We start from the raw sequence: 12,718 nt of genomic DNA, 5'->3' as shown, positions 1-12,718 counted from the left end.
AAATCAGCGTCCACGCAAATGCTTGAACTGGAAATCGCCTTTTGAAGTTTATTTTAATATATCGTTGCATTTGACTTGACAATTCAAGGCAGATTAAAAAATGAAATGTTTTATGGACGCTCATGGATAGGCGTCACGATGGAAGATTTCATAAATGAGCTTAACAGCTATTAACACAAAACGAATAAAAATCTCTCGGATATATGAGCCCGGTAGAGTACAGACATAGCCTTGTACTATTTTATGCTGATAATCAAATATGTCCGTACTTCTATTTATTGCTCTATCTGATTATATCCGTTCATAATAAATTCAGTTATTTCCTTACTTCTGACACGCATCCCGACTGATTTTATAACTTTTAAAATAATTTCTTCTGTCAGAGGCGGAATATATTTTTTCAATCTGTTATCAAATTCAAGCAGTTCATTAAATAAACTTACCAATATATCATTTTTTCTCTTAATATTTTTAGGATAACCTCTTGATATAAGTGCCATATTATTATCAAAATTCGGTGCTAAACCCAAAACATCACCTGTATCAATATCACGCAGAATACCAAAATTAAATGTATGCCTATCAGGATTTGCACAGAGTGTATCAAGAAACAACATTTTCACATAATCGCCTATGCAATTAGGGCAAAGGTCTTTTAATGTCTCAAGAGTTTGTATATAGTCCTCGCAGTCATTCATAAAATTAAATGCAGGCTCAAAATTAACCATGGCATTATCGGTAAAATCCTTTGTTTTAATAACACCATTGCCACGTTTGTATTTAGCCATATTAAAGCCTAATTCCATTCCGAGTTGATATATGAAAAATTCTGAAAACATTTCATCGTGATTAGCCTTTTTGTACATCCACCATTCGCCGTTAATCAGTTTCCAACACTTTTCAAAGCTACCTATATTGGTAAGTTCGGGAGTTTTTGTACTTTTGCTATGCGCCGCTCGATTAAAACTGTCGTAACTGCCGGTTAAAGCAAGTGTGGCAAAATAGTCGTTGTCAAAACGAACATCGGCATAGCAAAGGTCACTGTTAATCGGTTTTATCCAATAATTATCCGTAATGGTGACTGCATTTACCGATAAAACAGAGCCTATATCGTCACGTTCGGTAAGACGCAAAGCCTTTTTAAGAAGTCTTGAATTTGCTCTGTGTGAGTCGATAGCTCTTGTTTCAAGCCACTTCGGAACATTGCTTGTAAGTTTCAAATACATTGGAGCAAGTGACGGCTTAATCAGATTTAATTTGTTATCTATCCATTCTGCCACAACGGTATCTCTATTCATTATTAAAAAGTCCATGAATCTCACCTCTTTTGAAAATATTATAGCATATCGACAACGCAAACGCAATATATAAAAATACCTATATATCCCATTTGCTGACTTTGTTTTCTTCTTTCCGATTTTTGGCAGAATATTGACAAAATAGATATGCTTGTGATATGCTTTTTTCAGTGTGTTTTTGGAAAAGATATTTAGGAGTAAAACCAATGATAGAAAAAATACTTATTCGTGGAGCAAAAGTCCACAATCTTAAAAATATAGATGTAGATATTCCGTTGGGGAAAATTGTAGGTATTGCAGGAGTGTCGGGTTCGGGTAAGTCCTCTCTTGCAATGGGTGTATTATATGCAGAGGGTTCTCGGCGCTATTTGGAAGCGCTGTCTACTTACACTCGCCGCCGAATGACACAGGCATCGAAAGCAAGTGTAGATGAGGTGCTTTATGTACCCGCCGCACTTGCATTACATCAGCGTCCCGGTATACCAGGAATACGCAGTACATTTGGAACGGGAACGGAGTTGCTAAACAGTCTGCGACTTATGTATTCACGTTTATCAAACCACCGTTGCCCAAACGGACATTACTTAAAACCGTCACTGGCGGTTGCCGCAGGGAAGGAATTAGTCTGCTCGGAATGTGGCGTTCACTTTTATGCACCGTCGGCAGAGGAGTTGGCATTCAATTCGCAAGGTGCTTGTCAAAAATGTGGCGGTACAGGAATTGTTCACACCGTTGATATGGCATCACTTGTGCCTGATGACTCTCTTACGATTGATGATGGTGCAGTTGCTCCGTGGAACAGCTTGATGTGGTCATTAATGACGGATGTTTGCCGTGAGATGGGGGTGCGTACAGATGTACCGTTTCGTGACTTGACGGAACAGGAAAAAGATATTGTCTATCACGGTCCGGCGGTAAAAAAACACCTTTTTTACAAATCCAAAAATACAGAAAATGCAGGCGAGTTGGATTTTACATATTTTAATGCCGTTTACACGGTGGAGAATGCTCTTGCAAAAGTCAAAGACGAAAAAGGCATGAAGCGAGTAGAAAAATTTTTGAAAGAGGATATTTGTCCCGAATGTCACGGAACACGTCTTTCTGTCGCCGCTCGTGCACCGAAACTAAGGGGAATATCGCTTGATGAAGTTTGCACTATGACACTTTCCGAACTTGTGGATTGGGTGCGTGATGTTCCGACAAGTCTGCCTGATGAGATGAAACCTATGGCTGAAAGTATCTGTGAAACTTTTGAAAGTATGGCGAAGAGGTTAATTGATTTAGGTCTTGGCTATCTGACTCTTGACCGTTCGGCAGCTACACTTTCGACAGGCGAACGTCAGCGTATGCAGCTTGCCCGTGCCGTGCGTAACCGCACCACAGGTGTTCTCTATGTGTTGGATGAGCCGTCAATCGGTTTGCACCCGTCTAATATTGTCGGACTCACAGGTGTTATGCACGATCTTGTATCGGATGGCAATTCGGTTATTTTGGTAGACCATGACACGCAGATTTTGAAAGAGGCAGACTGGATTGTGGAAATGGGACCGGAAGCGGGGACAAATGGCGGTCATGTGATTGCACAAGGTACAATCGCAGATGTGGAAGCAAACCCCGCTTCTCAAATAGGACCTTTTATATCCGGTAAAGCCGAAACAAAACTAAGGTCATGTGCCGCAAAGGAAGAAATGTTCGTAAACGGAAATATTCATTTGTACACATCTCAAATACATACGGTCAAGCCGTTGGAAGTTGACATTCCCAAAGGCAGACTTACCGTTGTAACAGGAGTGTCGGGTTCGGGCAAGACGACTTTGGTGCTGGAAAGCCTTATTCCCGCACTTGATGCAACCATAAACGGTCATGCGTTACCGGAGCATATCAGAGATGTTACCGCCGAGGGTATACGACGTATCAAGCTGATTGACGCAACACCTATCGGAATTAATGTTCGTTCTACGGTGGCTACCTATGCAGGTGTTCACGATGAATTGCGAAAACTTTACGCAAAGTCCGAGGACGCAAAAAATAAAGGCTATAAGGCAAGGGATTTTTCGTACAATACAGGCTCTTTACGTTGTTCGGGTTGTGACGGTACAGGTGTTGTCAGTCTTGACGTGCAATTTCTTCCGGATGTAAATATTCAATGTCCTGATTGTCATGGCTCACGTTACTCAAGAATTGCTTATGATGTGAAGCTTACAAATAAAGCGGGTGAAAGTGCTTCTCTACCCGAACTTATGGATATGGATGTAAACACAGCTGTTGAATTTTGCAAGGATATAAAAACCGTCAGCCAAAAGCTGAACACACTAAAACAGTTGGGACTTGGTTATCTGACATTGGGCGAGGAAACACCGAGCCTATCCGGCGGTGAAGCACAACGTTTGAAACTGGCAAGTGAGATTGGAAAGATACAGAGTGATTCTGTTTTCATATTTGATGAGCCGTCAATCGGTCTGCATCCGTTAGATGTACAGGTATTGCTCAAAGTTTTTCAGGCACTTTTGGATAACGGTGCAACCGTAATTGTCATTGAACACGACCTTGACGTAATTCGCAATGCCGATTATGTTATAGATATGGGACCCGGAGGCGGTGAAAATGGCGGTAAAATCATTGCAAGCGGAACACCGCAGGAAATAAAATTGAATAAAAAAAGTATTACAGGCAGATATTTGTAAAATCAAGTACCTATTTTCATAATCGAAAATAGGTGCTTTTTATTATATATTCCATACTACTTCACAGGTGCCGTCCTCACATATGAATATTTTATGTATAAGCACATTGCAAACGGCTTTGCGTTCGTCTGTGTTTGCACTTTTCCACTTTTGCGACAGGTTTATAACACTGATTATCTCGTTTTCTTCACTTTCAAGGTCTTCGATTTTTTCTGTAATCGCCTTACTTTCTTCGGATAACTTTTTTGCTTTTTCGTTCAGAAGTGATTTCATATCCGATTTAAAACTGTCGTCCAGCAGCATATTAACAATCTTTTCTTGTGACTGTTTAATTTCGCTAAGCTGATTTTTCAGCAGATTAATCTTGTTTGAATTATCGGTTGAAATCTTTTTGCGAGAGCCTTTCAGTGACTGGAGTTTTTCGGCGATAAGGTTATATACCATATCTTCCAAACTGTCGGCATACAGCGTCACTTTAGGACCGTTACATATGCGATTATGCGACTTGCCTGTACAACTGAAATAACGTGTTTGTGTGCCGTCTTTTTTCTTACCGCCTTTTGTTACGGTCATTGTTCTGCCGCATTGCTTACAAGCAATTTTACCGCCGAGCCAACTTGTAGAGTTGTTGACGGAATTGCCGAGCTTTTTATTTTTCTCAATTTTCTTCTGACATTTTAGCCATAGGTCAGAATTTATAATACCATCATGCGGCATAACCACTATTTTAATATCCGACATATCATCCGCAGTATGCTTTGATTTGCCGTAGGTTTGTATTCCGTGCAAGCCGTCAAATTGATTGATGTCGCTCATGATGTTGGCATTGCGTTTTGAGTAGTATTCGTATATGGCGTTATCAGCCTTTACGTAGATTGGATTTTTTATGATGTTTGACAGTTTTGCTGTGGACCAACTGCCTGTGGTGGCTGAAATGTTGTTGTCAATCAAAGTATCCATAAGCCGCCGCAGTGTTACATTCGGTACTGAATAATTTTCAAAAATATATTTTATCTGCTCAATTTCGTTTGTAACAGGCTCAAACATTTTTGTTTTGACGTTGTTTACAACAGTATCTTTTAAATTAAAACCGTACGGACGGCGACCGCCCATATACAGTCCCATTTCACTTCTGTAAGCATATGCGTGTTTGACGCGTTCAATTATACTTTTGCGTTCAAATTCGGCGAATACCATAAGTATTTTTACGATCATTTCACCGTACGGACTTGACGTGTCGAAGGATTCTTGAGAGGAAACAAACTGAACATTATGTTTTTTGAGTGTTTCCAAAATACCCACAAAATCCGAAAGACTTCTGCTGATACGGTCAAGACGGTACACAATAACTTTGCTTATTTTGCCACGTTCAATTTGACGCATCATTTTTTGAAAACCGTCACGGTCAACATTGCCGCCCGAATATCCGTTGTCGATAAATTCAATGGTTTTCTCACTGCGTTCATCAGGCTTGATTACTGATTTGCAGTATTCTATCTGTGTTTCGCATGAAATACTGTTTTCACGTTCTATTGATTTTCTTGCGTATAACGCAATCGCCATCTTTGCTTCCTCCTTTCAGATTTTAATAAAATTATTTCTTATCAAAGATACGATACAATTCTTCTATAATTTCTTGCTTTTGTTGCTCCGCTTGAGAAGTATTCACAAGCGAACGCTGATGTATTTGATATGTATTGTTTCTTATATCCGTGTATTCCGACATTATGATTACCTCCGTTTTTAGTTTATTTTATGCTGTGTATGGTTTGTCTAAATACTCCCGCAAATCGGTAGGGGAGAATCGTTAAAGCCAAAACTGTCCTGCGTGATGATAACATCGGTAAAATCACAATTAAGCTCAGAATTGACTATTTTTAATATGTTGTAAAGACTAAAATCAAAAGTAATACTTGTCAGTCCTGACGGTGTTATGTATGCGTTGTTTCGCTTGTATGTTTTGTCGCTGTAGTGACAATCGGTAATTGTTCCTTTGTTTCCACTGCGAACGATTTCAAGCAAAATCGACCTGTGAATACGATTTTTTAGTCTTGTTTTATATGTATTATTATCGTTTACAAGAATTAAAAATTTATATTTTGTTTTGACTTGTGTTTTTAATTTGATATATTCTTCTGTTGACAACTTGTTTTCGGTATCGGAAAATTCAATTCCGAAAAATGTTTTGTCAAGCTCATTTTTGAATACATCAATTAAACTATCACAAGTACAGTGTGAAGTATGAAATTTGCAGGGAACGGCATTATGTCCGTTCCTTGCATGTCTGTCGGTGTAAAAACAATCTGAAATGAAAATTTCATTATTATTAATTTGTAGTTGTATGTATAACCGCCTCCCATGATTATTTTTGAATATGGCATGATATGTCTGCCCTTGTTTTTTGTCTAAATATAAAATACTTTTCTGCATTGTGTTTTCCTCCTCTATGAAAATAATACATAAATGAAACAAGGGCAGTTACATATCGGCTTCAGCAATTACAAGCCATAAACTTGTTTGTGATCGCCACTCTCAAAGAAACTATACAAATTAGCATACAGCCTTTCGGAATTTCTTGATAATGAATCGCAACGAAGTTCTTCGCGATACTTATTTGGAACATCCGATAAGTATTCGTCAAATTTATCATAGTCCGGCTGTTGTTTCTTAAAAGCTTGAATCATGATATATAGCAATGCTTTTGCACATTGTGAATATGCTTGTTCTTTCTTTGTTTTTACTGTTTTAAATGCACTGAGTGCTTGTTCTGAGCATAATATACAGTTGCTTTTGAGTATTTCTCGGATGGATTTAGCATTGTACCCATCGAAACTGAAAACGACTGCATAATGGTTGATGGTTCTTAATTTCTTGTCGGTGTATGTTGTGATATGACCATGGTTTTTTAGCAGTATCCAAATGTATGGATAAAATGCAGCGACACCTTGACTTATAAGATAAAATAAATCTTGACAAATCTTCATTATTGCGTTATCATTAAGTAAATAGGCTTGATTTACCAGTTGTATAAAATGATTATTAATTATTTTAAACGATTCGTTATTGTCTAAAATATTAATATTATTTAATACTGTTTTGATGAGCAAAGAATGAAATCTTTCATCTTTTTCACCTAATAGTCCAAGAATTTTTACCTGTTCTGTTGGTGAGATATGGTTAGGATTTAGAAGAAGCGAAATTGCTTCTTCTGATTTATTTTCTCCCGAAAGGTTATCATAAATTTGTGCCATTAGTTGATCATTCTTTGTGTATAGATTTTCGCTTTCAGTACTCATAGTTTGATGTCCTCCTTATCATCAGCAAAATAGCGGTTGATATTATTTCTTGGCAAACATATAACGGATTGCCTAAATTGTCCTTTTCGATATTCGTATGAACGACGATTATCCTTTGTTATAAGTAATTTTTCACTTTCTAATTTTTGGTAAAGTTCTTGCCGAGATAAATCAAACGAAATGCCTTCATTTTGGCATGCAAGTTTGATTTTAGCAAAAACATTAACGCTTTCAATCCAAACATAGTTATCATCGTATAAAATATCTGTTTTTGGTGTGTCATTGGTGATTTTTGATGTATTTATTGTATGTAACTTGTTTTCGACACGTAATGATTCAAGTGTCTTGAAAAATATGAAGATGCTGTCGTTTTCAAGATAACGCTTGCTTTGCTCGGCGATGTAGTGACGAATGTTTGATGGAAAATCACTGATGTTGGCGAAAAATATATTTTTTGCAGTGCAATATTCGCAAAACATATCGTAAATTGCCAAAAACCAACAACACATTGATGTATAACGCGGGTGCCATTTCGGAGCTGCGTGATGGGAAATGCTATCTCGATGATCCAAGAATTTTTGCCTCAATTTAATACAAAAGTCAATATCTAATGTGTATTGAATAAAATCAGCCAATGCACCTCTGAACTCAGCTTGTGAGGCCTGTAACTCCGTTAATGCCTGCAAATTGACTGCCTCTTGGAAGTCGATAATGAACATACGCGGGATCGACGAAAATCGCACTTTTGGAATCTGTTCACCGGTGACAACCGTGATTGTATCAGATGATTCGGATACGATTTTTTTACCGCTCATTTTCTTAGCAACTGATGATTTGTCACCGTTAAGGCGTATAATTTTTTCAAGCTTGGCAGTTATTTCTCTGTCAGTATTTGTATAAAAATCATCAACAATTGTGATCATATCACGCGACTGTTTTAAGGTTGCTACAATACTGGCAACTGTGTCTTCAAAAGAACAAACACTAAAATTTTCATTATTATATGGATTGAGTGTAGCTTGAACCGTAGAAGTTTTATAGCTACCTGTGCGACCTATAACAGCCAAAATAAATGACGGTCGATCAGTGCCTAAGTTACCCAATCGTGATATACAAGTGCTTAAAAGCAGGGTAAACAAAAAGATGAGACCCTCTGTCTGACTTTTGAAGCATGGAAGATACTTTTCAAAAAAGAAGTTTGCACTCGCATGTTCGATTGTACAAGGACTTCTAAAAAATACATTTTTAATAGTGTTTGTTGAAGTTGGCGAGATGATGTTATCACCAAAAATGTATTTGTTATCAAATTCACCAACAAAACCGTAAACACATTCCTCGTCAATATTCTCCGATAGCTTATGGTAAATTTTCTTGCAAATGTCCCATTCATCTTCTGATAGGCGACTTACACCTTTTGTACCAAACTTGTAAACAAGATTAGGATTTTCAATTTCGGCCGGCTGAATTGAAATTTTTTTAAATATTCTCTTTCTTGCCATCAGCTTTACATCAATTTCAAATGTATCATTTGCATTAAGGTTGACGGTTCTGTGTTGTTTCAATGGTATTATCACAGCTGAAGGAACGGTCAAATTAGTTTCTTCTTCAATTTTGTCTATAATATCCTGGATGTTGTAAGTTTGTGAATAATTGGATGAGTCCATTATATTTCCTCCTATATAAGTTGATTTTTATTTGTTTTTCTCGTTCGGCGCATGATTACGCTATTTTTGCCTGCGAAATGAGGCCTAAAAGATTTCGCAAGCACTTCGCAAGTTACTGCTTTTTAGATTAATCTTTCAAGCGATCAGCTGATATATATAATAATATACTTAAATAATCTGTAAATAAATAATAAAATACGCAATATAAAAATGTTTTAGAAAAAAATATTGCATAATCTGTGCCAAAATGATATAATTTTATAAAATAAGTTTGGAATGAATGAGGATATTGTAATTTGAAAAATTAATTGGCAAAAAAGGTGGATTGTGATGTGGAAGAAATTTTGTGAGCAGGATACGAATGAAGAAAACAAACTGCGTATGAAATATGAACGTAGATTTCGTTATCTACTGAGATGGAATATAACGAATGAAGAAGGATTGTTTAAAAAAGAGTTGTTTGACAAACAACACGCAATAAGTTTAACCCGATTGGGAAAATATTTATTTGGCTATATGTGTGCAACTTCGAATATACCATATAAATATATTGGAGATTATTTATATGCGATAGAAAAAGAAAAGCCAATATCAAAGTGGAGAACTAAGGGGGAAACTTTGTTTAATTATTTGGTGGAAAATGTTGTTGAATTTAAGTTGGATAAAGAACCTAGAACAGATATATCTGAAGAGTCGATTAAAGAAAATAATTCGATTATAGTATTTATAACTAAATTTGAAGCGATTGATGGCGTGTGGGATAAGATGCTAAATGAAAACGATGAAGATAATTCCACTGAAACATTGAACGACACAGAATATAATCCCATAAATGATATGAAACAATACTTTGAAGGGATAATAGAAGGCATAGATGATAATTATTTAGGTAAGTATTATCGTAAGGAACATATAAAGGGCGGATATATAAAGAAATATAAATTTAAAGACAGATATACAATATTTTCAATAATACTTCTATATTTTCTAAACATTATATTTTGTTTTTACATTGGTGAACAAGGATGGTTATTTGGAAGATTTACAAAAAAAGAAGACAGCGTTCGAATTGAAGATTTAAAAGACATTATGTTCATAATAAATAAAGACATGTATGGAGCATGGGGTACAGGTGAAGAAAATATGAATAATAAAAAAAATATACATGTTGAAAATCCACAAAAAGATATAGAACAACAGATGCGTAAATATATTATTAAAAATTTTTTTCAACCAAATAAAAAATGCAATATTTCATTCAACAGACTTCCGTATATGAAATTCTTAATAATAAATAATAAATTTTCGGATTTTGTTGATGAACTAATCAAGGATATTGCTGTTTGGGTATATGAGAAAAATCATTGCGAAACGAAATACATAAACTGTGCGAAGATTATTATTGATGATATGAAAAATGCTTTTAGTAAAATCGTTCGAAACGTTTACTATGGGGAAAATTATAACTATAAAAATGAGGAAAACTTTATAGATCCCGAATTCTTTTGGGAAGATGAGGATGAAGATGAGTCTGAAAAGATCATGCTTGATATATTATCTATATTCAGTATATTAACGAAAGAAGCAAATAATTACGGTATAAAATGCAAGGTACCGAAAACGGAGCGTACAGCAGCAACCAAAGTTGACGGTGGCAAAGGGGAACTAATAAGCGGATTACGATTGTTTGTTGATAATATGTTGACCGATAAATGTTCTCAGTTCAGTAACAACAATGGCTATAACAACATGATCAATAGTATTGGCGGATATGAATTTGAAAGAATATTTCAACCTATCAACTTTATATTGGATTCGATGATTAGTATTAAGATGGATGAAGATAAGAATTTGAAAAATAGGATTAAAAATATACGCCACTACGATAATGTGAAGGACAAATATAAGTATATAGTTAATGTAACAAATTACAGTACATATCCTGTATTTTTGGGGACGTATTTGAAACGTATGTATCTTGAAACTGAGATAAACGTTGATAAATGGGTATTTTATTATATAAAGAATTATCGAGAGTGTTTTTGTGACATTTATGATTCCTATGAAGATGAAGAAGATGAACAGACTTCGGAATTTTCTTATGAAGGTGGACATACACTGGAATATTCTTGTAAATATGAAAAAAATATAAAGAAAAAAGTAGGACTTCTTCTAAAATATGGAGAAATGAAAGAAGAACAAATAGCGGAATCTTCCTATAAAGATGAAGAAACAGAAGAGGAACAAGCACTGGAATTAGATGTACTTGCTGATGAAATAAAAGATATATTTCATCAAAATAGTTACGGCATGATGAATATAGAGAATAATTATATAGAAGCTATGTTATCAGAAACGTTTAGATATAAAGACATAGATAAAAATATGAGATTATCCGTAAGAGTGAAGGATGTATTTATAAAATACAATAGCGATAAGTGGTTAGAGAAGTTCAAGGATGTAAATACTGAATGGATAAACGAGTGTATTTGCTTGGGTGAATTTTTCGAAAATATAATGAAAGAAATGTCTGAATATTTGGAACAGATTTGCGAAAAAGAAGATATTATTGCTTGGAGCAGAAATGTTGTTGAGGAATGTAAAAAAGAAGATGATATAAATAAGCTTTCCGAACATCTGTATGGTATTTGGAATAGCGTCTATAATTATGCCATAGAAAATAAAATTGCAATAACCAAAGTGCGTAATGAATATTTTGAAAAATATTTCTCTTCGTTGAAAAATGAAAGAAGACAAGAGGAATTGATATAAGAGTTAGTGAAATAGTTTTTTTGCACAAATATCATTGGAATGTGGCAAGATATGTGATATAATAAAATATATAATTGAAATCATCAGTTGAATTGTTCAGAATACGGAGGGGCGAAAATGGCACTTGAAAATAGATTGGGCATAACAGATTCTGCTGAACTTGCACGAACAGAAGAAAAAATAAGCAAGCAAAAGGCACTGAAACTGTTTGAAACAGGTATTCTTGATACATTGACACCCGGTACGTCTGAAACCCTTTGTGCTATTCATAAATATTTATTTGAAGATATTTACGACTTTGCGGGAAAAATCAGAGAAGTAAATATTGCAAAGGGGAATTTTCGCTTTGCTCCGTTGATGTATTTGTGTTCGGCACTTGAGAATATTGATAAAATGCCTCAATCCTCATTTGATGAAATTATCGAAAAATATGTTGAAATGAACATCGCTCATCCATTCCGTGAGGGTAACGGCAGGGCAACTCGTATTTGGTTGGATTTGATTTTGAAAAAAGAAATCGGAAAAGTTGTTGACTGGAGCAAGGTTGACAAGGAAGATTACCTGCTTGCGATGGAGCGTAGTCCTATTCGTGATATTGAGATTAAATATGTTCTCAAAAATGCTTTGACAAACAAAATCAATGACCGTGAAGTATATATGAAAGGCATTGACACGAGTTATTATTATGAGGGTTACACAACTTTTAAAACGGAAGATTTAAAGTAGGTGCAGAGTATGGATATATTTAATTATATTATTGCAAACTCTGATTTGCATGATGATAATTATGGACTTCTGTACGATAGTGAAAAATTTGAATTTAAGTCTGTATCACCGTGTTACGATCACAATGTTGCATTTCAAGAAGGATTTTTAGGGTTGTCAAGAACAACAATGGGTAATTCTGCATCTATCCCGTTAGATGACCTTTGCGAACATTTTATAGTCAATCATAAGGACATTGCTCAAAAACTTAAATCAATAGATTTAGACAAGGTTAAAGC

At 35.5% G+C, this 12,718-nt stretch carries 9 protein-coding genes and 2 pseudogenes; 5 read left to right on the top strand and 6 right to left on the bottom strand.

What is annotated here, in order from left to right; translation table 11 throughout:
* Window positions 1-87: 87 nt before the first annotated feature.
* Window positions 88-239, top strand: a pseudogene (locus tag ACLTU0_RS07475) (IS3 family transposase); the annotation flags it as partial.
* A 36-nt stretch (window positions 240-275) separates the two neighbouring features.
* Here the strand turns inward: ACLTU0_RS07475 and ACLTU0_RS07470 are convergent.
* Window positions 276-1,313: a hypothetical protein gene (locus ACLTU0_RS07470; RefSeq protein WP_022230529.1), complete on the bottom strand. Its 1,038-nt coding sequence runs from the start codon at window positions 1,311-1,313 to the stop codon at window positions 276-278.
* A 191-nt stretch (window positions 1,314-1,504) separates the two neighbouring features.
* On the opposite strand from ACLTU0_RS07470, the gene ACLTU0_RS07465 reads away from it, so the two are divergent.
* The gene (locus ACLTU0_RS07465) at window positions 1,505-3,982 is read left to right on the top strand and encodes an excinuclease ABC subunit UvrA (RefSeq protein WP_412321864.1); all 2,478 of its coding nucleotides are present in this window, start codon (window positions 1,505-1,507) and stop codon (window positions 3,980-3,982) included.
* A gap of 42 nt (window positions 3,983-4,024) precedes the next feature.
* Here ACLTU0_RS07465 and ACLTU0_RS07460 read toward each other — a convergent pair whose 3' ends face one another.
* From ACLTU0_RS07460 to ACLTU0_RS07440, 5 genes are all read right to left on the bottom strand, one after another.
* Entirely contained in the window at window positions 4,025-5,545 is a 1,521-nt protein-coding gene (locus tag ACLTU0_RS07460) for a recombinase family protein (RefSeq protein WP_412321862.1), read from the bottom strand.
* Between the two features lie 31 nt (window positions 5,546-5,576).
* A complete protein-coding gene (locus ACLTU0_RS07455) occupies window positions 5,577-5,708 on the bottom strand; it encodes a hypothetical protein (protein WP_022230532.1) in 132 nt (43 codons plus the stop codon).
* Between the two features lie 47 nt (window positions 5,709-5,755).
* Window positions 5,756-6,412 (bottom strand): hypothetical protein, encoded by a 657-nt coding sequence (locus ACLTU0_RS07450; RefSeq protein WP_117968756.1) that lies wholly within the window; start codon window positions 6,410-6,412, stop codon window positions 5,756-5,758.
* Window positions 6,413-6,480: 68 nt separating this feature from the next.
* The gene (locus ACLTU0_RS07445) at window positions 6,481-7,278 is read right to left on the bottom strand and encodes a hypothetical protein (protein ID WP_412321861.1); all 798 of its coding nucleotides are present in this window, start codon (window positions 7,276-7,278) and stop codon (window positions 6,481-6,483) included.
* A complete protein-coding gene (locus tag ACLTU0_RS07440; protein ID WP_412321859.1) occupies window positions 7,275-8,942 on the bottom strand; it encodes a hypothetical protein in 1,668 nt (555 codons plus the stop codon). Before ACLTU0_RS07440 ends, ACLTU0_RS07445 begins: the two co-directional genes overlap by 4 nt.
* 330 nt (window positions 8,943-9,272) lie before the next feature.
* On the opposite strand from ACLTU0_RS07440, the gene ACLTU0_RS07435 reads away from it, so the two are divergent.
* The 3 genes and pseudogenes from ACLTU0_RS07435 to ACLTU0_RS07425 form a co-directional block, all read left to right on the top strand.
* Window positions 9,273-11,714 carry a hypothetical protein gene (locus ACLTU0_RS07435; protein ID WP_412321857.1) on the top strand — a complete coding sequence of 814 codons (2,442 nt, stop codon included), beginning with the start codon at window positions 9,273-9,275 and terminating at the stop codon, window positions 11,712-11,714.
* 117 nt (window positions 11,715-11,831) lie between these two features.
* A complete protein-coding gene (gene fic, locus ACLTU0_RS07430) occupies window positions 11,832-12,440 on the top strand; it encodes a protein adenylyltransferase Fic (protein WP_308456464.1) in 609 nt (202 codons plus the stop codon).
* A gap of 9 nt (window positions 12,441-12,449) precedes the next feature.
* A pseudogene (locus ACLTU0_RS07425) lies at window positions 12,450-12,718 on the top strand (hypothetical protein); the annotation flags it as partial.

The sequence above is a fragment of the Hominilimicola sp. genome (assembly GCF_046972485.1).
In the GTDB taxonomy this organism is placed as follows: domain Bacteria; phylum Bacillota; class Clostridia; order UBA1381; family UBA1381; genus Hominilimicola; species Hominilimicola fabiformis.
Note: the sequence above shows the minus strand (reverse complement) of the source record. Positions and strands in the feature narration are given on the sequence as shown.